The following is a 21,109-nucleotide window of genomic DNA, read 5'->3' as shown; positions in this document are numbered from 1 at the left end:
GGGCGCAAGAAGGGGAACTCCGCGTCCCCCATTCCCTTGCTCCCCTTCCCTGACCCATGCTACGGACGCACGGACGTATGGCCACGTTTTGGGAACGATACAGTCGGGTCGCGTGGAAGTATGCGTGGGGATTTGTCATCCTCGGGATGACATGCGCCGTGCTCACGACGTTGGCAGTGCGCCGTTTGGGGATCGACAGCGACTTCAAGCGCATGTTGCCGCGTAGCTATCCGAGCGTGCAGGAGTTGGAAGAAATCGAACAGCGCTTCCGTTCCACCGCCAACTTGCTGTTACTGATTGGCGGCGGCAACATGGCGGATGGCGCGGCCGGGCCCGATTGGCCGACGATGCGGCGCTTCATCGACGATTTCGCCGCTGCGGCACCGGAGCGGCTCCGGGAGTTGGTGGACCGCGTCGAATACAACACCAAGCCGATCGATGACTTCACGGAAAAATATCGCTACCTCTATATCGATCTCCCTGATTTGCATGAGATCGAAAAACGGCTTGATCGCCAAATTCGTTACGAAAAACTGAAAAAGAATCCATTCTTCGTCGACATCGACGATCCGCCGAACTTCGACATTACCGATATCGAAGGGAAGTATCGCCACACCTCCAAAGAGCCGGGGAAAAACCGAGACGGCTATTTCACCAATGCCGAAGCGACGCTGGCGATCGTGGTGTTGAAACCGAAGGCGGGTTCGCTGAACGTCGCAGACGCGAAGCGGCTGATCGCTGCCGCGCGTGCATTAGTCGATAAACTCCATCCCGAACAATATGGCGTTGGGCTGCGGATCGGATTCGGCGGGCGTTATCCGAAAATGATCACCGAGTACGAGACGATCGTCGGCGATGCACAACACACGCTGCTGCTGTGCGCGTTGCTGGTCGGGAGCACCGTATTGCTCTATTTTCGCAAATTCCGAATGTGTTTCCTGATGATCGGCGCGGCGGGACTCGGCACGTTGGCTGCGCTGACGTTTGCGCGCTACACGATCGGCTATCTCACCTCGCAAACGGCCTTCCTCGGTTCGATTATCTTGGGCAACGGGATCAACTACGGCCTGATCCTGATGGCGCGGTATCTGGAAGAACGACGGGAGCGCGCGCATCCGCCCATCGGCGCGATGGCGATCGCGATGCATCAGACCTGGCGCGGCACGTTCGCGTCGTGTGCCACGACGGTCTTTTCGTTCTTGGCGCTCGCGGTCGCGCAGGTGCGCGGCTTCAATCAGTTTGGCGTGATCGGCAGCATCGGCATGGTCGGTTGCTGGCTGGCCACGTATGGATTGCTCCCCGGCTGGATCCACTGCACCGAACGGATGTGGCCGCTCCGCTTCCGCGCGAACGCGCGCACGCCGTTCGCATTGTTCATGAATCCGTTGGCACGTCTCGCCACGCAGCGCTGGCGTCCGGTCTTGATCAGCGCGGCGTGCCTCGCGGCCACGTCGCTGGTCGTCGCGGGCTGGTATATTCCCGATTCGCTGGAGTACGATTTCAATAAGCTGCGATTCAAACCGCAGGAACAGCAGGAGTCGTGGGAGAAATGGGCGCAGAGCCACGCCGACGACGTCTTCGGCGAATCGGCCTCGCCGGCCGTGATCTTGGCCGACGACCTCGCCGACGTACAGCCGATTTGCGACGCCATTCACGCCAAGGCCGCGAATCTGTACACCGAGGCGGGACACCGGATTTTCGATCAATGCAAGACGCTGTTTTCGTTCATCCCCGAACAACAGGAAGACAAGCTGGCCGCCTTGCAACGCATCCGGAAACTCCTGACCGGCAACACGTTGAAGTTTCTGACCGATGCGCAGCGGGAAAAAGTCGATGAATTCGAGCGGACTGTCGACTTGCAGCCGGTCAAGATCAAGGATTTGCCGGTGACGGTCATCGAAAAATTCCGCGAATTGGATGGGCGAACGGGGCTCGTCATTTACGTGTATCCGACCTCTTCTGCCAATTTGTGGGACGGTCGGGAGCTGGTTAAATTCGCCGGACTGCTCAGTCGGATTGAACTCGCGTCTGGTAAGATCATTTATGCCTCGGGCGAGGCGGTGATCTTTTCCGACCTGCTGAACGTCGTCACGCGCGAGGGGCCGCGGGTCTCGCTGTTGGCGCTGGCGTTAGTCGTCTTCGTCGTCTGGCTGACGTTCCGCGATCGGTTCGCGGTCACGAAGGTGCTCGCGAGTCTTTGTCTCGGGATCATTTGGCTGATCGCGTGTCTGCCGCTGTTCCGCGTCAAACTCAACTTTTTGAATTTCGTCGCACTGCCGATCGCATTCGGAATCGGCGTCGATTACGCCGTCAACATCTTCCAACGGTATCGGCAAGACGGCCCCGGCTCCATGCGCACGGCCGTGCAACAAGTCGGCGGTGCGGTCTGCCTCTGTTCCCTTACGACGATTCTCGGCTACGGCGTATTGATGATCTCGCGCAACGGCGCGCTCCAGACCTTCGGACTGACGGGCTTGCTCGCAGAGATCACCTGTCTGCTCACAGCCGTGGTCGTGCTACCGGCGTATGTGACGTGGATTGAATTGGAACAAAAAGTTATGGGGAACTCGAATCACATTCCATCTGCGTCATCGCTCGCGAGACCGTGAACACCTAGCATCCAGCACACATCTTCTAATTCGCTTCTGGCCACGTGGGCGGGTCCTGCCACCGGCGGGTCCCTCCAGTCTTCGCTGCTCGCTGACGCCTTCCAGGTCCGTAAGAGCTGGCCTTGCCGACGCTGTGCGGCTCCAGACTGGAGGCCTTCCGCCGGCGTCACCCGCTGAGAGGAGCAGGCGCTTCGGCATTGAGTGCGATGTGCTTTAGTAGAGTATCCAAATTGTAAAAAGGTCCCGGCAGGGGCGAGAGGGGAGTCCCGCGGGCGAGTCTGAGCGAGGGAGCACTATGGTGTTGAAGCCCGACCGAGCGAGGTCTCAGTAAGCCGAGCGCCGTACCGCGAGGCGAACGGCCCCGCGGGACTCCCCTCACGCCCCTGCCGGGGCATGTGACGCTACAATTCAATCTGGATGCTCTACTACGGCATGCCTTGAAGCTCTCGGCGTATGCATCATCGAGACAACTCGGCGTTGAGGACGGCGCGGAGGAATTCGGCGTTTTGCCAAATGCGGAGGAGCCGCCCATTCACATAGACGGTCGGCGTACCGCTGATTTTCACACTACGACCGATTTCCAGATCGCGGCGCACCCGTTGGTCAGTTTCCGGCGCATCGAGACAGGCGACAAATGCGGACTCTTCGATCCCGTGCGTCTTCGCGAGGCCGATCAAGCGCTCGCGTGACAGCTTCGTTTGGATCTTGAATACGGCGTCGTGATATTCCCAAAACCGACCCACGTCTCCGGCGCAGAGCGCCGCGCGCGCGGCGAGGCACGCGAATTGGTGGGCCGGGTGCTTGATGTCGTCATTGCACGACTGATCGAGCGGATTATTGACGAACACGAAACGCACGTGGCGCCGGAATTCCGCCAACGATGGGCGAATAAAGAACGCCGCCTTTTGACAATGCGGACATTCGAAGTCGCTGAATTCCACGATCGTGACCTTGGCGTCCGGCGCGCCCCATACCGGATGTTCTTGCGGATTGATCGCCAGTTGTACTTGCGGCTGACGTTGAAAGGCCCGCAGCGCCTCGCGCAACACTTCCGGCTTCACTTGGCCGCCGCCCGTCGCGCTGCGCAGGTTGACGAGGAACAAGATCCCGACGAAAAACAGCACGCCTAACGTGGAACCGTGCCGCACCCAAGCGCTGCGATCTTTCAAGGCAGCCAAGCCGGCGCGCCCATAACATGCCCAGCCGAACAGCATCAGCAGTGTTGCGGCGTCCATGCCGAGACAAGTGAGACAGTACGTTCCCAACACGACGGTCATGACATAGAGGAGATACGCACTGGGGATGAGCCCCAACGCTGCCAACCAAAGGCCGAAGCCGGCCGTGGCATGCGCCGCTTCGCCTTGAAACAGGACCCAGAGCCCGAACAGGGCCTGCGCCGCGAAGAAGATGAGGCCGAGTCCCGCGACCGGAAGGCCGCCCAGCGTAGCATAACTGCTCGCGGCGACGGCGTCGCAATTGAACGCCTCGCTGATGTTGCAGAACGAGGGCTCGCTTAATCCGCCTTGTGCGATGCCGACGTAATGTTTCAACGCGATGGCACTGCAGAGCACTCCGAACAGCGCCGCCGCCACCACAATACTCGCTCCCCATTTGCGCATAGTGTCGCGTCTCTTACGCCAATTATCCCGTTGAGGCAAGTAGTGACGATACGATATAGACGAGCAGCGATGAATCAATTCCTGTTGCTGCGCAGCACGCGCTTTTGGCCGTTGTTCGGGACGCAATTTTTTGGCGCACTCAACGACAACTTATTCAAGAACGCGCTGATGATCCTGATCGTCTTCCACAGCGCGGAGACGAGCGAGGCGCAACGCACGTCGCTGGTGGCCCTCTGCCAAGGGTTGTTCATTCTGCCGTTCTTCCTTTTTTCCGCGCTGGCCGGGCAATTGGCGGATCGCTGCGAAAAATCGCGCTTGGTGCGTTTCGTCAAGCTGGCAGAAATCGCCATTATGGGACTCGCGCTCATCGCCTTTCACTACCACAGCCTGGCGGGATTGTTGGTCGTACTCACATTGATGGGGCTCCACTCCACGGTCTTCGGCCCGATCAAGTTCAGTTTACTGCCGCAACACCTGCATGCGGACGAATTGATCGGCGGGAACGGTATGATCGAAATGGGGACGTTCCTCGCGATCTTGCTCGGCACGATCTTGGGCGGCGTCCTGATGGCGCTGCCGAACGGCGCGCATATTGTCCCGCTCACGGCCATCGGCGTCGCCATGCTCGGTTGGGGATTTTCCCGCGGCATCCCAACCGCCCCGCCACTCGATCACACGACCGTCGCTACGTGGAATCCGCTGCGCCTGACGTATGCCTTGGTCCGCGACGCGCGCCGCCATCGCACGATCTTTCTCTCCATTCTCGGTATCTCGTGGTTCTGGTTCTTCGGCGCGATGTTGCTCACGCTGCTGCCGAGTTTCGGTAAAGACGTCTTGGGCAGTCGCGAGTCGGTGGTCACGCTGTGTCTCGTGATGTTTTGTGTCGGGATCGGGATCGGATCACTCGGCTGCGAACGGCTCTCGGGCAAGCGCGTGGAATTGGGCTTAGTGCCGTTCGGTTCGATCGGCATGACACTCTTCACACTCGATCTCGCGTGGGCCAGTCCGCAGTTTCACGGCAATGCGTCCGGACCATTGGGCGTCGCCGCATTTCTGCACAGTGTCGGGAGTTGGCGAATTCTCATCGACCTCGTCGGCATCAGCATCTTCTCCGGATTCTTCGTCGTGCCACTGCAAGCGTTGATTCAACAACGGTCCGCACCGGAGCGGCGCTCGCGGATTATCGCTGCGAATAACATCATTAACGCCGTGTTCGTCGTCAGCTCCGCGCTGCTGACGATGCTCCTCACACAACTCCATTGCTCCATTCCCCAGATGTTCCTCGTGCTCGCAATCTTGAACGCCGCCGTCGCGAGTTACATTTACGGGATCATCCCGGAATTCCTCTACCGCTTCATGATCTGGATCCTGATGCACTCCCTCTATCGGCTCGAGGTCGAAGGCGCGGAGCGGATCCCGGAACACGGGCCGGTGGTGTTGGTCTGCAACCACGTCAGCTTCGTCGACGGCCTGATCGTCGCCGCGGCATGCCGTCGCCCTGCCCGATTTATCATGGATCATTACATCGCCGCGCATCCGATCATCAGCTACTTCGCCAAACGCGGCCGCGCGATCCCGATCGCGTCGAAGCGGGAAAATCCGGATGTGTTGGGATCCGCATACGACGCGATCGCGCAGGCGCTGCAGGAAGGCGACGTCGTCTGCATTTTCCCCGAAGGGAAACTGACGCACGACGGCGCGATGAATCCGTTCAAACCGGGGATTGAGCGAATCATCGAACGCACACCGGCGCCGGTCATTCCGATGGCGCTGCAAGGGTTGTGGGGCAGCGCGTTCAGCCGGATGCCGGGCCGCACCGTATGGCGATTTCTACAACGACTGCGTTCCCACATTCGGCTGGTAATCGCCGAGCCGCTTCCGCCGACGCAAGTTCGCGCCGCAGACTTACAAGAACGCGTCGCGGCGTTGCGCGGAACACATTTGTGACGCCGGAACTCGCCACGTTGCTCGATCACGCCATCGCCGATCAACAACAAGGTCGTCTCAAAGCAGCGATCGACGGCTATCGCACGGTCTTAGCGGCACTGCCGGAGTCTGTGGAAGTCCGCATTCTGCTGGGCACCGCGTGTGCACAGCACGGAGCATCGGCCGAGGCGATTACCCATCTCCAACAGGTCGTGGAACGGGAGCCGCAGCACGGCGATGCGTGGCTTAACTTAGGCATCGTCTATCTGCAAACGGGACAACGCGACGAGGCCGGGGCATGCCTTGCCCGCGCAGCCGACTGCAATCCGCCGTCCGCGTGCGCCCACCAATACTTAGGCAGTTGGCATGAACACCACGGAGACCTCGAGGCCGCGGCGGCTTGCTATCAGCGCGTCTTAGAGCTCGACGCCAATCCAAGCGCCGCCGCGCTCAACTTAGGCGTGATTCATACGCAGTGGGGAAATTTCAGCCGCGCGTTGGAATATTTCGACCGCGCGGCGCAAGACCCCGCGATCCTGGCGGAGGTTTGGAACAATCGGAGTGCCATTTTCACCGCCCAAGGACGGATTGTGGAGGCGTTGGCCGCGTTGGAACAGGCGACCGCATTGAAACCGGATTATCGTGAGGCATGGCACAACCATTTACTGAACTTGAATTACCATCCGTCGTTGAGCACTGCCTCCGTCGCTGCGCAACACCGCGCGTGGGGGCAGCGGCAGCCGGTGCGAACAATCGTCGGTACGGACCACGATCGCGACCCGAATCGACGGCTGCGTATCGGATATGTCTCGCCCGATTTTCGGCGGCACGCGTGCGTCTATTTCATCGAGCCGTTTCTGCAACAACACGATCGTGCCGTGTTTGAACTGTTTTGTTACGCCAACGTGGCCCAACCCGACGCCACGACCACGCGGCTGCAAAGTTACGGTGATTTCTGGCGGATGATTCATCGCCGCGCCACCAACGAGATCGCGGCACAGATCGTCGCGGACCGGATCGACATCCTAGTGGACTTGGCCGGCCACACCGAAGGCGAACGACTCGACGTGTTCGCACAACAGCCGGCGCCGCTCCAAGTCACGTATCTCGGCTATCCGAACACGACCGGCCTCGCGACGATCGATTATCGCCTGGTCGACGCGCTCACCGATCCGGACGGCGCCGAGCCAGTTCACAGCGAGCGATTGTGGCGACTCCCGCACGGCTTCAACTGTTATCTCCCGCCCGCCGATGCGCCGGCTGTGGGACCGCTACCGGCGCGACAGCGCGGCCACGTCGTGTTCGGTTCGCTCAACAATCCGGCCAAGCTCAACGACGACGTATTGCAGACGTGGGCCGCGATCCTGCACGGCGTGCCGACCGCGCGTCTGCTGCTCAAGAGCAAGGCGCTCGGCGACGCGGCGACGCGCGCATTCGTGGCGCAGCGCTTCGCGGCGCACGGCATCGCGGCTGCGCGTCTGGAGCTGGTCGGGTGGAGTACCGACCGACGCGATCAGCTTTCGTATTATCGGGAACTCGACCTCGCCCTCGATCCATTTCCGTACAACGGCACGACGACCACGTGCGAGGCACTCTGGATGGGCGTGCCCGTCATCGCGTCCTGGGGCGATCGGCATGCCGCACGTGTCAGCGCGAGTCTGCTTACGCGCGTCGGTTTATCTGAATGCATCGCGAATGATCGTGCCGGATATGTCACAACGGCCGTGCGGCTCGCCAACGATCCGGACCAGCTCGCAACCTGGCGTGCGCAATTGCGTGACCGGATGCGAGCATCTTCGCTCTGCGACGCCGCGGCCTTCACACGCGACTTGGAAGCGGCATATCGCGGCATGTGGCGGGCGTGGTGTAGCGGGTTCCCGGGATGACAGCCCGTCCCTCTTATGGAAAATGCTCTACTTGCGGCCCGCAAACCACCGATAGGCCTGCGCCAAGCCTGCGGACAACGGGACCAGCGGTTGCCAACCCAGGCGGCGCATCCGCGTGCTGTCCATCATGCGGCTCGGCGTGCCGTCGGGTTTGGTCGTGTCCCAGACGATCTCGCCACGAAATCCGGTGAGCGCACGAATCTGTTCGGCCAAGTCCCGGATCGTCACCTCTTCGCCGCTCCCGGCATTCACGATCGGATAGCGGGATTCCGCCAACAACGCGCCCCACGCGGCATCGTCTAATTGCAACAGCTGCACGGCCGCGCGGGCCAAGTCGTCGGCGAAGAGGAACTCCCGTCGCGGCGCGCCGGTTCCGCACAGCGTTACGCTCGCATCGCCGCGCTGCGCGGCCTCGTGAAAGCGACGCAGCAGTGCCGGAATGACGTGCGCGTCGTGCGGATGAAAATTGTCGTGCGGACCATATAAATTCGCGGGCATCAGCCCGAGATACTGCGTCCCGTGTTGGCGATTGTACGCGTGGCATTGCAGAATGCCGGCGATCTTGGCCACGGCATAGGCATCGTTGGTCGCTTCCAATGGCCCGGTCAGCAACGCCGCTTCCCGCACCGGCACCGCCGCCTCGCGCGGATAAATACAGACGCTGCCGAAAAAGAGCAGTCGCCGCACATGCGCCCGCAATGCCGCGCGCAGCACGTTGGTCTGGATCAAGAGATTCTGCTCGATGAAATCGCCCGGATACGTGTTGTTCGCGAGAATGCCGCCCACGCGCCCCGCCAACAACACGACGCTGTCGGGCCGTTCCGCCGCGAAGAACGCGTCGACGGCCGCTTGATCGGTCAATTCCAATTCCTGATGCGTCCGCACCACGAGCCGCGCACATCCGGCCGCTTGTATTTGCGGGCACAACGCATGCCCCACTAAACCCGTGTGCCCCGCGACATAGATTGTTTTCGCGCGCGTCGTCATCGACTTACCACCGTTGCAACCACGTCAATCCCGCCCGCTCCAGCGCCGCGGCCCCCCGCCCCGGTGCCGGAAGCCCGGCGTCCCGCAGATCCGCGTCGACCATGATCGCGACCAGATCGTGAAATCGCACCCGCGGCTCCCATGCCAAGATCCGCCGCGCCTTACTCGCATCCGCTTGCAGACACTCCACTTCGGTGGGGCGCAAGTAACGTGGATCTTCCGCCACATGCACCCGCCAATCGAGTCCGGCATACGCAAACGCCGCTTCCACGAATTCCTGCACACGATGCGTCTCTCCGGTCCCGATCACGTAATCGTCCGGCGTGTCGTGTTGTAACATCCGCCATTGGCACGCCACATACTCCGGCGCAAAGCCCCAATCGCGGCAGGCCTGCAGATTGCCTAAGTAGAGCTTCTCCTGGCGTCCTGCCTTGATCGCGACCACCGCGCGCGTGATCTTGCGGGTGACGAACGTCTCGCCACGCCGCGGCGATTCGTGATTAAACAAGATGCCGTTACAGGCGAAGAGCCCATACGCCTCGCGATAATTGACGACCGACCAATACGCCGCCACTTTCGCGATCGCATACGGACTGCGCGGACGCAGCGGCGTTTGCTCCGATTGGGGCGTGGGCGCATCGCCGAACATTTCCGAAGACGACGCTTGATAAAATCGCGTTGTGATGCCGCTGCGCCGAATCGCTTCCAGCAGGCGCACGGTCCCGAGCCCCGTGATGTCGACGGTGTACTCCGGCAGATCGAAACTGACCCGCACGTGGCTCTGTGCGCCCAAGTGATACACTTCGTCCGGGGCGATTTGGTAGACTAAATGGGTCAGCTGGCCGCCGTCGGCCAAGTCAGCGTAGTGAAGCTGCAGCGCTGCGGTCGACGTATGCGGATCGGTATAAAGGTGATCGATCCGCTTGGTGTTGAACGTGCTGGCCCGCCGGATCAGGCCATGAACTTCGTAGCCTTGCGCCAGCAAGAACTCCGCTAAATAGGACCCGTCTTGCCCAGTAATCCCGGTAATCAACGCGCGCGCCATAGACGCCCTCGCTAATCCGCTACGTCGAAGACTAAATATTGCAGCACACGTTCCTGCGGCCACGCGCCGGTCGTGGGGCAGGAGTGGGCGGTGTGGTACGACGAATAGAGGACCTTGCCGCTGCCGACCGTCTTCGTGATCGTCAGCGGACGATCGCCGGAACCGCCGCTGAAACTGACGGGGCCGGTCAGCCAGATCTTGGTGTCCTGTCCGTTATGGACGCTGTTCATCACCGCCCAGCCGGAGAGGAAGTCGCCGATCCGGATCGTATTATTGGCATTCAACGCGGTCGTGCTGCCGTTTTCCGTCGTCGTGCACTCGCTACTGCTCGGTGCCCCGGTGCTGGCGATCGTGTTGCTCGTTTGCGAACTGAGCCATGACTGCATCGTCGCGTCGTTGACGGTCGCGTCCGACACGATGCCCGACGTGCCGAGTTGCGCCTCGCCGTAATTTTCCGCCGTGCTCGCATCGGTCCCGTCGCCTTCAAAGTCCATGACGGCGGGGAACGATTGTTCGATGAAGTCATAGGCCAAATCGGTGACATACAATCGTCCGCCGTCTTGCACATACGTTTGGAGATTACTGACGACCGCCGCCGGCAGCGACTTATGGACATGAGCCGTTTTCTGATGGGACTTGAAATTGAAACTCGGCAACGCATTTTCGTCGGTCGTCACTAAGGATTCGTCGGCCCCACAATTAATGAAGATGATGCTGTATTTTTTCAACTCGTCGATATCGGAAAAGAGTGTCGTGGAGGCCTTATAGCGATCCGTGTCGGTCAGCTGGCTGTCGATACTGCCGCCGCCGCGATAGATCGCGAACTGTTCCGTGCCGATCGTGAGATGTCCGGTTGCGTCCAACGTGCCGAAGCCCAATTTTGCCAAGACGTCTTCCATGTTGTCGTATGCGCCCGAGACCACGGCCATGCTCACGACCGTCGCGGCGAACGTGGTATCGGTCGCGACTAAGGTGCAGGTCGTGTCGGTCCCGCAATCCAATGTCGTGGTCTTGGTAAACGATCCCTTCGCGAATTTGATCGACGTGGCAGAGTCGGCGCATGCGCTGACGTCTAACGCAAACGTCCCGTTGGCCTGGGTACACGTGCTGGCACAGGCTGTTTCGGGCGGGTCGTCGCACGTCGTCCCGTCATCGGCCGGATCGGTCACGGCCTTCGAGGCCGTGACGTTGCTCGTAACGCCGCCCGGGACATAGACCGAGGCACCGGCAACGCCGGTCAACCCGCTCGGGGCGTAGACGGTGCCGGTAATATTCGTCGCGTCTCCCAGCCCACTTTCGGTCGTCGTTGTCGTGCCACTCCCTCCACATCCGGCGGCATAGGCCGCAGCACTGAGCAGTCCAATCAGTACGAAGCTGATTCGTCGTCGCATAGTTCCCCCTGTTGTCCTGTTGAGCTGTCTCCCATAGCGCAATTTGCGGCGCTGTCAAAACCTTGTCTCAAATCTCTGCATCCGCTATGAGCCGCCTCATGCTCGACTGGCTCTGGCAAGGCATCCCCCTCGTGATCGACTTCGTCCTGCATATCGATCGCCACTTGGTGGCGCTCGCGGCGATGTACGGCCCGTGGATTTATGCGTTCCTCTTCCTGATCGTCTTCTGCGAGACCGGCCTGGTCGTCACGCCGTTCCTCCCCGGCGACTCGCTCCTCTTTGCGGCGGGGGCATTGGCGGGGACCGGTGCGTTGGACTGCGCATCCGTGCTGGCAGTATTGGCGGGCGCGGCGGTGGCCGGCGACTCGACGAATTATTGGATCGGCCGCGTAGTGGGCCCGCGCCTCTTTCACGATGCACGACATCGCTTCCTGAATCGGCGCCATCTCGATCAAACGCACGCCTTTTACGCGCGGCACGGCGGCAAGACGGTGATCATCGCCCGCTTCGCGCCAATCGTGCGCACCTTCGCGCCGTTTGTCGCCGGGATCGGCCGGATGCACTATCCGCGCTTCCTGACCTTCAGCGTCGTCGGCACCGCGTTGTGGGTCGGCGGCTTCGTCGGCGCCGGCTTCGGCTTCGGCAATTTACCGACGGTCCGAGAACATTTCAGCCTGGTGATCTTCGCCATCATCGGCCTCTCACTGCTCCCGGCCGTGATCACCGCATGGCGCGAACGCCGCCGCGCGCACCATGCCGGCGGTGCAGCGTAGCATCGCAATCAAATACATCCGAGTGGGGACAGGTACCTTCAAACCATTGTCAATACAGCGTTTGAAGGTACCTGTCCCCACTCGGATGTATTCTAGCGGGAGTTGGAGGCCGCGGCGGGCGCTTGCGTAGCGAGTGCCGTTTGGCCGCGCCATTCATCGAACGCGCTGGCGGAGCGGACGCAGCCGAGCGTGCAGCGATCGGCGCAGGATTTCGGGGTGTGGAATTGTTGCTTCAAATCGTCGAACGTATACTCGGCCAACGGCTTGCCGAAATATTGCTTGGTCTGCGAACACCAATGCACCATCCCGAATTCGTTGACGTACAAATAGCGGCTTCCGGCGCGGCACTTGAACGGCGCGCGGCCCGTGGTGATCAAGCGATGCCGATACGCCGACGGTTCGAACAGATGCCGGCCGATACTCTTTTGGATTTCGTGATACGCTTGCAACTGCTCTGCCGTCAGCCGAATCTGTCCGTCAGCGCCGTGCACCAGTAACACGCGCGGACGAAAACCCATCTGTTTCGCATACGCGATGACTTCGAAACTCTCCTCCGGCGGACACGCGCCGACGACCCCGGAGACCGTAACATTAAACGTGGCGTGTTCGCGGAGCGCCTCCAAGCGTTTGCGCAAATTGTTCAACACCTTTTCGGTCGTTTCGTTGCGTTGCACACCGTCGATCGAGATTTGCAATTCCTGCAGTCCGGCCTCGTTCAGCGCCTGGATCAACTTCGGCGTCAGATAGGTGCCGTTCGAGATCATCCCGGTGCGGAGAAAACGCCGTTCATAGCGGGCGTAATGAATGAGTGCCGGCAGATCGGGGTGCAACGTCGGTTCGCCGCCGGTGAAACAGATCCCGAACGAGCCCAAATCTTTGATCCGATCCACGCGCGCTTTCAAGAGGTCCAACGGGACCGGCGCGGAGGTCTTGTCGAATTCGTTGCAATACCCGCAGCTCAAATTGCAGCGGCGGATCACCACCAACTGCACAAACCACGGCGCATAGCGCAGGCGTTGCCACAAGCTCGGTTGCATAGGTCCGCGAGGGCTAGTCGATCTGCGGGGCGGTGTAAAGCGGTGGCTGGGAAAGGTGTGACTGGTGGCGGGGGAACGGAGCAAGTGAGTCCCATTTCCCAGCCACTAGCCACCAGTCACTGCCGTATGAGTGCATTCTCATTCATTTCGAGGATTTTGTGGTGAACGCCTACCCGGGCGGACGGATACGCCGGATAAAAGCGTTGCGATATTGACGCGTTGGCATCGAGGGGCTGCGGCATGTCCTTTGCTCTTCCATGACGATATGCGAAAACCGTCCCAGGTGTGTTGGCGGTGTATCTCTGTCTTGATGCTGTGTATCGGCGTGGCCGCCTGTGGCGGCGCCGGGGTCCCGACCGGCGGAGGAACCAGCACGCCGATTCCGATTGAACTGCCGTCCGCCACCGGCAACTTCTCGTTCCCTAATAGTTTAGGCGTCGGCGTCGGCACGGTGAGCTCGAGCAGCAGCAGTGTCAGCGCGGCCAAGTCGGCGAAGGCACTCTCTGGCAGCGGGGCGCCGGAACGGGCGCTCTCATTTGTCGACGATGCGAGCGATCGATTAGACGCGCTGCTGCTGTTGCTCAGCGGCATCGAAGTCGAAAATAACACCGCGACGACCGCGACCACCGGCACGACGGCAGGTGGCAGCAGTTACCGACTCGACTTTTCGTCCTTCACGTTTCCCGCGCTGTCCAATCAACAGATCTCGACCGTCGATTGCTCCGCCAGTTGTTCGGGCAATGCGGGCGAACTGCCGATGTGTGTCCGGCTGTATGTGAACAATCGCCGCGTCTTCGTCGGGAAATTCACCGCGCTGCCGGCCGAAGACGACACCGGACAAGGGGCCGGCTGTTTCCGCCTCTTCGGGACGCACAACACCGGCACCAACGAAGACGCGCAGATCCGCGGGGTGGAAACCTACGTGCTGAGCGGCGTCTGGGATCAGCAAGCGACGACTAGCCGACAACTCGAGCTGTATTGGTCGACGTCGCTCCCCGATCTCACCGGGTTCGACGTGGAGACGTCGCACGCGTACTTGACCGAAACGGCGGGCTCGTCACAGTCGATCGCCCGCGACAAGACCGCGGCCAGCGACACCGTGGTACAGGCCGCAGTGCTCGGGACGCACGCGGACTTCGGCGCCGAAGCGGATGTCGAATTCACGGCCACTTGGACCCCGGCCTCGGGCAAACTTTACACAACCTACACGGTCGACGGAGAAAGCGCGTCGCAAAGCTGCGTTACGCTGGCTGGTAGCGCGGCCAGCGGATGCACCGCCCAAGAGCTGCTCGCCGTCCCAGGTCGTGCGGCGGACGATGACGTCACGTTGGCATCGACCACTGCCGCGTCGACCGGATTCGTCGGCGTCTTTGCTGGCAACGTGACTTCGTACACGTTGGATGTCGATGGGACCGTGTACGGATGGGGCAACAATTATATCCGGTGGGCGGTGGATGATGGCGTGGAATATACGCTCGGCACGGGCGAAGGACAGACCAACGTCTTCACGCCAGCCGTGGTGAACATCGCAGCGACTCAGCTAAGCGCCGGGCCGCAACACGCCGTGGCGCGGGCACGCGACGGCACGGTCTGGACGTGGGGGAGTAATCGTTCGGGGCAACTCGGCAACGGGACCACGACCTATAGCCCGACGCCGATCCAAGTTTCGTCGCTCAGCAATATCATTACTGTCGGCGCGGGCGACAGTCACAACATTGCGCTGCGCAACGACGGCACGATCTGGGCCTGGGGCGATAACGGCACCGGACAATTGGGGGATGGCACGACGACCGACCGCTTGACCCCGGTACTCATCGGCTCGCTGTCAAACGTCGTCACACTCGCAGCGGGATCGTTTCATAATCTGGCACTGCGCAGCGACGGCACGGTGTGGGGGTGGGGATGGTCCGTGAATGGCGAGATTACGCCGTATGATTCGAATTCGTCTCCCGACGACCGCTACGTCCCAACTCCCACCCAAATCCCCGGGATCTCCGATGTCGTCGACATTGCCGCAGGCAGCGGCGTCTCGTTGGCCGTCAAACGCGACGGCACACTTTGGGTCTGGGGCGGCAGCTATTGCGACGTGGAGAACGAATGGAACACCGGCCCACGCCAGGTCACTGCATTGTCGAATATCGTGGATGCCGGCTTAGGCGCCAATAGCAACCATTTCTTGGCGATCGATGCGAGCGGCCGCGTCTTCGCGTGGGGCGAGAACGACAATGGGCAACTGGGCGACGGCACGACGATCGACCGGACCTCTTGCGACCCCACGACCGTGAATTTGGACCGCGTGATCGCCGTCGCGGCGGGAATGCGCCACAGTTTGGCGCTCAAGAACGACGGCACTGTCTGGGCGTGGGGCGATCCAAGCTCGGGACAACTCGGCATCGGCATCAACCCCGGCTATCAACTGCCCCCGCAAACTACACCGGTGGAAGTGACGGAGTTTTAGATGCGTGACTGGTGGCTAGTGACTGGTGACTGGGAAAAGCGGTGGCTGGTGACTCGTGACTGGTGGCTGGGAACAACGTGTGCTATGCGCGCCGCTTACCAGCCACTCATTCCACGCGCAAATTCACCGTCATACTCGCGGTCCCATCGGGGGCGTCGGCGATGGCCATGACTTCTTGTGAGACGTTGCGGAGCCCGCCGCTGGTAAAGATGGTCGCTTCGACGACGAGAGGTTCGCCGGGCCGCACCTTCACGGTGACTTCGTAGGCCCCGACCCGCGCGAAGGGTTCACTCACTAACGGCTCTGCGGTCAATAATTGCGGACCACGCACTTCGATCAACATACTGGAGGTATCCGGCGGACAGGTCGGGCAAGTCACAAATCCACTAATGGTTTGTGTCATCAAGTCGTGTTTTTCCGGCACCGAATCGAAGACCAAATCTTCGACCGTTCCGTAGTAGCGCGAATCGCGGCAGCCCACGGCACTGCACGCCGCTAGCGCCAACAGGATGATCACGCCGCAGTTACTGCGTCTGTTCATGACTCAATCCGTTCGCCGTGCGCAACAGACCGACCAAGCGTTCCGCTTGAATCGTCATCGTGCGCAAGAATTCCTGCCGCCGTTCCGGCGTCAAGGCCGTTTGGGACAACAGATCCACAGTGCCTTTCAGCACCGCAGCCGGCGTCGAGAGTTCGGCATCGGGCTGGCTGATACTCGCGTCCACGGACGCAGCCTGCGAGGCCCGCGCGGCGGTCGGGGTCAAGAGTTCCCCCAATTTTTCCGTCACGCGCTGCAACCGGGCGCTCAGCGTCGTTGCAAAGGTCCGGAAAATCTGCGCCCCGGCGCCGGGGAATTGTTCGACGAATTGCCCGAAATGGGCGTGACTGATCGCCAACGTCTTGACCGGCTCCAACGTGATGACCGAGGCCGAGCGTGGCGCAACGGTCAGCAGCGCCATCTCGCCGACGTATTCACCGCGCCCCAAAATGCCCAGCAAGTCGCCGCGTCCGCTCGCCGCATGTTTAATGATGGCCACTGTCCCTTGCACAATAATATACAGCGCATCGCCCGGCTCCCCTTCGCGAATGATCGCCACGTTACCGTCGAAGTCGCGCGGCTCCGCCCGCTGGCGCACGCCGGCCAATGCGGCCGCGTCGAGTCCCGAAAAAAGCGTGATCATCACGTCGTGCATGTCGGTCATCCCCGTCCCTCCCCCGGCACACCCACCGAAACCGCCAGCTGCGCCAGCGCTTGCTGGACCGTTGCCCCGGTCGGCGTTTCTCCCAATCCTCGCTGCTTCAACGCCCGCCACCAACCGCGATAGGTCTGATACGCGTCGTACAGCGCGCCGAGTTTTTGAAACCGCAGCACGCTCTCCGCAAACGACCGTTCCATCGGTTCCCACTCCTCCCGCGCCGCGGCGATCAACGCCTCGACCCGGCCGCACAGTCCCCACAGCCACGTCTTTTCATTGTCGCGAATATGCGGACCCACTTTGTGGATTAACTGTTCCGCCTCCACGGTGTGGCCTAACTGCACGGCCACGAGCGCCAATGTGACGGTATATTCGTCGATCTGCACCTTCGCTAACGGCGCCGACCCGGTCGCGACGAGTTCTTCATACACGCCCGTCAGCGCATGGCGCGGCTCGAGGCATTGGCCTTCGAACATCGCAAATTCGCGCCGCAGCGCGAGCCATTCCGATTCCGACGTCTGCTGCGCGTGCGTGAGAATCCGATTCTTCCGCACTTGGTAATTCACTTGATCGCCGCTGAATAGATGGATCGCCGCCAACACGAGTTCCAATTTACCCAACATGAATTGGTCCCGCGCGCGTTCTAATTCCTTGACGCCTTCAATGAAGACCTGCCGCGCCTCCGTGTAACGGCTCATCCGCCATAACGCCGCGCCTCGATAAAACGCGCCCCAGCCGACGCCCCGCACCCAGCCGACTTCTCGCCAATAGTTCTGCGCCGCCAACGCCCGCGTCATGATCGCCGCGAAATCAACGCCACGATCCCACGCGAACGAACAATAAAAAAGATCGCACAAATGACGCCGAAAATCCGTCTGCGCCGCATCCAGCAGCCGCATGAGATATTGTTCCGCTTGCGTCAGCTCGTCCGCGTTTTTGTAATGATTAAACACGCAATGATCGAGTTTCTCTTGGAGATCCACGTCTTGAATTTTGGGACGCAACGCCAATGCCGTGCCGATGAAGGCGGTGTCGTCGGCGCCTTGATCGTTCGCAAAATTACTGGCCGTCAGCAACGCCCGCAAATGGACTTCCGCATTGGCCTGCACGGCGGCATCGGCAAGAAACACAGCCAATCGCTCTTTTGCCTTCGCGCGGTCGCCATAGCGCTGCTCCACTTCGATCGCGGACAAGCGAAAGCGAAAATGCATCCGGCTTTCGGGCGGAGCATATTGCAACCCTTCTTTTAAATACAATTGCCATTTTTCCTGATCGCCCAACGCCTCGAACGCGCCGACCAAATGTCCGTACACCTCCGCCAATTGGTCCGGAGTCGCATTCGCCGCCGATCGGAACTTGAGGGCCTTTTCAAGGAATGTCGCCGCTTCGCGTTGCGCATAGCGGCGCCGCGCGGAATGCCCGGCGTCGGCATAGTAATGATACGCCTTCGCATATTCCTCGGCCCGCTCCCACTGTTCGGCCAAATACGCGGCGTAAATCGAGATGTCGGGACGATTGTCTTCCACCCACTGCGCGACGGTCGCGTGGAGTTTGCGGCGATTGGCGTACAAAATCGTGGAGTACGCGACTTCGGTCAGCATCGGCTGCGCGATCGTGACGCCGTGATCGCTGCGGGCCAGGAAATTCGCGGCACAGAGCCGTTCGATCAGTTGCGTGGCGTCGTAATCGTACATCGCGCGCCGCAGCACATGGCGCAACAGGTCTTCGGAAAATTCCCGCCCCGCCAACGCGCCGAGTTGCAGCGCGAATTTTTCCGGACGCGGCAGTCGATCCAGACGCGACAACACTAACGCCTTGATCGACGACGGCAGCCGCTCAGCGAAACTGACATCGCTCAGATCGCTGTCGTGCCGCAACTCGCCGACCAGTTCGTTGAGAAACAGCGCGTTGCCGCCGCTGCGCAAAAACAGACGACGACAAAACTCGTCGCCTAACACGCGTTCCGGGAAACGCGCCCGAATCAGTGTCGCTGCGGCCTCGAACGGCAACGGCGTGAGTTGCAACACGGTTGCCCCCAATTGCGCCGACAACCATGGCGCCGCATCGCCGCTGCGCCCCGCCATCAGCCAGAGTACCGCCGATTCGGACGGCAACGTCTGGATGATTTGACTGAGCGCCTCGCGCGAGGCATGCGTGACCCATTGAAAGTTGTCGACCGCGATCACCAGCGGCAGCGCACCACGGACGCGTTCGGTCGCCACGGCGGCTTCGATAAAGCGTTTCAACGCCAAATTGGTTTCCGCTTGGCGCGCCCGCGGATCCATCCGCGATAAGCGCTGCCGATCGTCTTCACCGAGCGGCAATCCGAGAATATCTGTGAGATACAGTCGATACGCGCCGAGACCGTCGCGCAACGCCGCGTCCGGAATCGCCGCGATAAAGTCCTCGAGACTCGTCACGTGTCCGGCCAAATATTCCCGCACCAAGTCCGAAAGGACATGGTAGGGCGTCAATCCGAACGAATCGGCCTTGAAATACACGGTCGCCGCGCGCAACGTCTCGGACCGCATTTCCTGCATCACCGCTTGCAACAGCGCGCTCTTGCCGACCCCGGCCTCGCCGACCACCTGCACCAAACCCATTTGCCCTTGCGCGGCCCGCTCCCACACCGCCCGCAACGTCGACCGTTCCCCTTCCCGTCCCGCGAACGTCCCTTCATGCCGGATCATCACGCGATCGCCGCCGGCCTTTTCGTCGCTCACTAAATAGACGATCACCGGCTCGGTCTTATTTTTCACATGCAGCGGCGGCAAGGCTTGGCAATCGTAATATGCCTGACATTCCGCAAAAACAGAGTCGGAGACGAGAATCCCGTTCGATGGGGCGTTGGCTTCCAACCGTTGCGCGATATTGATCGCTTCGCCGGTCACGGTGTCGTGTTCGCCCATCTGTCCGGTGACGATCAAACCGCGATTCACGCCGATCCGACAACTGATGTTGATCCCCTTCTGCGCCAGGATGCTGTTGATGTCTTCGAGCCGTTCCAAGATGGCGCGCGCGGCGGCCACCGCGCGCCGCGAATCGTCTTCGTGCGCCTCCGAACGGCCGAACAACGCCATGATCGCGTCGCCGACGTATTTCTCGACCGTCCCGCCGCAGCGTTTGATCTGATTGGTAAAGACTTGCAACGTGTTCGAGATGACGAACTTGAGTTGTTCCGGATCGAGTTGTTCCGCCAGCCGCGTATAGCCGACGATATCGAGGAAAAGGATCGTGACTTCGCGTCGCTCTCCTTCCTCCAATTGAATCGTGTCTTCGGGCAGGGATTCGCCCGGGACATCGACCAACAACTTTGCAAAATCCTCGGCCAGATGGCCGAGGTTCAGACTCTTTTCGATCACGCGACCATTGTGCCACGCCCCCAACGGGGGTGCAATCGGAAGGTTTTCACATATTGACACATTCATTGGAACATTTTATCATTTTTGACGATGCATCGAACCACCATCGAAATGGACGACCAGTTGTTGCGCACCCTCAAACGGCTGTGCGTGAGCGAGGGCCGACGATTGAAACACCTTGTGGTGGAACTCATTCGCGGCGGCTTGGAGGCGCGCACGGAGCGGCGGCATACGGCGGCCGCCCGGCTGGCCACGTGGCACACGAGCAAACGTCCGCTTCCGGCCGGCATCGACCCTGCGGATCGCACTTCGTATCTCCCTGATTTGGAGCGACCACTGCCGTGCACGGCCTGATCGACACGAACATCCTCATTTACGCCTCGAGTGAGGCCGCGCCGGAGCATCGGGCGGCCCGTGCATTCCTGGATCAAGTGGCACAGGACCGATCTTCATACGCCATCACATGGATCAACATCGGCGAATATCTCGCCTTCGTGACCCAGTCGTTCGGCGGCGCGCCGCCCCTCTTCTCTCTTCAGGAGGCGTGCGCCAACGTGACGTCATTGTTGGCGCTCCCGACATTGCGCCTCCTCACCGAAGGCGAAGGATATTGGACGACGCTGCAAGCGATCTTGCAGGACGTCGGCGCCGTGCGCGGAAGTTTTGTCCACGACTGCCGGATTGCGGCGATCATGCGCGAACACGGCATCGACACGATCTTCACACGCGACACGGAATTCCGCCGCATCCCGAAGCTGCACGTCATTAATCCGCTGTGAAGGGACCGGCCTCCGCAAACGGTTCGGACGTGGTCCCGGCA

15 protein-coding genes are annotated in these 21,109 nt (G+C 60.9%); 7 read left to right on the top strand and 8 right to left on the bottom strand.

The window, feature by feature from the left end; translation table 11 throughout:
- The first annotated feature begins 77 nt into the window (after window positions 1-77).
- On the top strand, window positions 78-2,609 hold the full coding sequence (locus HY696_11520; protein MBI4239025.1) for an MMPL family transporter: 2,532 nt from the start codon (window positions 78-80) through the stop codon (window positions 2,607-2,609).
- Between the two features lie 458 nt (window positions 2,610-3,067).
- Here HY696_11520 and HY696_11515 read toward each other — a convergent pair whose 3' ends face one another.
- Window positions 3,068-4,228 (bottom strand): thioredoxin domain-containing protein, encoded by a 1,161-nt coding sequence (locus HY696_11515; GenBank protein MBI4239024.1) that lies wholly within the window; start codon window positions 4,226-4,228, stop codon window positions 3,068-3,070.
- 69 nt (window positions 4,229-4,297) lie between these two features.
- Between HY696_11515 and HY696_11510 the strand changes: the two genes are divergently transcribed.
- A complete protein-coding gene (locus HY696_11510; protein ID MBI4239023.1) occupies window positions 4,298-6,175 on the top strand; it encodes an MFS transporter in 1,878 nt (625 codons plus the stop codon).
- Complete coding sequence (locus HY696_11505; protein ID MBI4239022.1) at window positions 6,172-8,040, top strand: tetratricopeptide repeat protein; 1,869 nt, start codon at window positions 6,172-6,174, stop codon at window positions 8,038-8,040. The genes HY696_11510 and HY696_11505 overlap by 4 nt, the downstream gene beginning before the upstream one ends.
- A gap of 27 nt (window positions 8,041-8,067) precedes the next feature.
- Here the strand turns inward: HY696_11505 and HY696_11500 are convergent, their stop codons facing one another.
- Genes HY696_11500 through HY696_11490 form a run of 3 tightly spaced genes read right to left on the bottom strand, consistent with a single transcriptional unit; the run spans window position 8,068 to window position 11,463 of the window.
- Complete coding sequence (locus tag HY696_11500; protein MBI4239021.1) at window positions 8,068-9,027, bottom strand: GDP-L-fucose synthase; 960 nt, start codon at window positions 9,025-9,027, stop codon at window positions 8,068-8,070.
- A gap of 4 nt (window positions 9,028-9,031) precedes the next feature.
- On the bottom strand, window positions 9,032-10,072 hold the full coding sequence (gene gmd, locus HY696_11495; protein MBI4239020.1) for a GDP-mannose 4,6-dehydratase: 1,041 nt from the start codon (window positions 10,070-10,072) through the stop codon (window positions 9,032-9,034).
- 11 nt (window positions 10,073-10,083) lie between these two features.
- Complete coding sequence (locus HY696_11490; protein ID MBI4239019.1) at window positions 10,084-11,463, bottom strand: hypothetical protein; 1,380 nt, start codon at window positions 11,461-11,463, stop codon at window positions 10,084-10,086.
- A 98-nt stretch (window positions 11,464-11,561) separates the two neighbouring features.
- Here HY696_11490 and HY696_11485 point away from each other — a divergent pair, with 98 nt between their 5' ends.
- Window positions 11,562-12,236 (top strand): DedA family protein, encoded by a 675-nt coding sequence (locus tag HY696_11485; protein MBI4239018.1) that lies wholly within the window; start codon window positions 11,562-11,564, stop codon window positions 12,234-12,236.
- Between the two features lie 92 nt (window positions 12,237-12,328).
- Here the strand turns inward: HY696_11485 and HY696_11480 are convergent, their stop codons facing one another.
- Window positions 12,329-13,273: a radical SAM protein gene (locus tag HY696_11480; GenBank protein MBI4239017.1), complete on the bottom strand. Its 945-nt coding sequence runs from the start codon at window positions 13,271-13,273 to the stop codon at window positions 12,329-12,331.
- Window positions 13,274-13,538: 265 nt separating this feature from the next.
- Here HY696_11480 and HY696_11475 point away from each other — a divergent pair, with 265 nt between their 5' ends.
- Window positions 13,539-15,731: a hypothetical protein gene (locus tag HY696_11475; GenBank protein MBI4239016.1), complete on the top strand. Its 2,193-nt coding sequence runs from the start codon at window positions 13,539-13,541 to the stop codon at window positions 15,729-15,731.
- 106 nt (window positions 15,732-15,837) lie between these two features.
- Here HY696_11475 and HY696_11470 read toward each other — a convergent pair whose 3' ends face one another.
- The 3 genes from HY696_11470 to HY696_11460 are packed head-to-tail and all read right to left on the bottom strand — an operon-like array spanning window position 15,838 to window position 20,289.
- Window positions 15,838-16,272 (bottom strand): hypothetical protein, encoded by a 435-nt coding sequence (locus tag HY696_11470; GenBank protein MBI4239015.1) that lies wholly within the window; start codon window positions 16,270-16,272, stop codon window positions 15,838-15,840.
- Window positions 16,256-16,933 (bottom strand): cyclic nucleotide-binding domain-containing protein, encoded by a 678-nt coding sequence (locus HY696_11465; protein ID MBI4239014.1) that lies wholly within the window; start codon window positions 16,931-16,933, stop codon window positions 16,256-16,258. Before HY696_11465 ends, HY696_11470 begins: the two co-directional genes overlap by 17 nt.
- Window positions 16,930-20,289 carry an AAA family ATPase gene (locus HY696_11460; protein MBI4239013.1) on the bottom strand — a complete coding sequence of 1,120 codons (3,360 nt, stop codon included), beginning with the start codon at window positions 20,287-20,289 and terminating at the stop codon, window positions 16,930-16,932. Before HY696_11460 ends, HY696_11465 begins: the two co-directional genes overlap by 4 nt.
- 90 nt (window positions 20,290-20,379) lie before the next feature.
- Between HY696_11460 and HY696_11455 the strand changes: the two genes are divergently transcribed.
- Both HY696_11455 and HY696_11450 read left to right on the top strand, forming a co-directional pair.
- Window positions 20,380-20,643: a hypothetical protein gene (locus tag HY696_11455; GenBank protein MBI4239012.1), complete on the top strand. Its 264-nt coding sequence runs from the start codon at window positions 20,380-20,382 to the stop codon at window positions 20,641-20,643.
- Complete coding sequence (locus tag HY696_11450; GenBank protein MBI4239011.1) at window positions 20,631-21,068, top strand: PIN domain-containing protein; 438 nt, start codon at window positions 20,631-20,633, stop codon at window positions 21,066-21,068. The genes HY696_11455 and HY696_11450 overlap by 13 nt, the downstream gene beginning before the upstream one ends.
- Window positions 21,069-21,109: the final 41 nt, after the last annotated feature.

The organism is Deltaproteobacteria bacterium (assembly GCA_016210045.1).
GTDB lineage: Bacteria > UBA10199 > UBA10199.
Note: the sequence above shows the minus strand (reverse complement) of the source record. Positions and strands in the feature narration are given on the sequence as shown.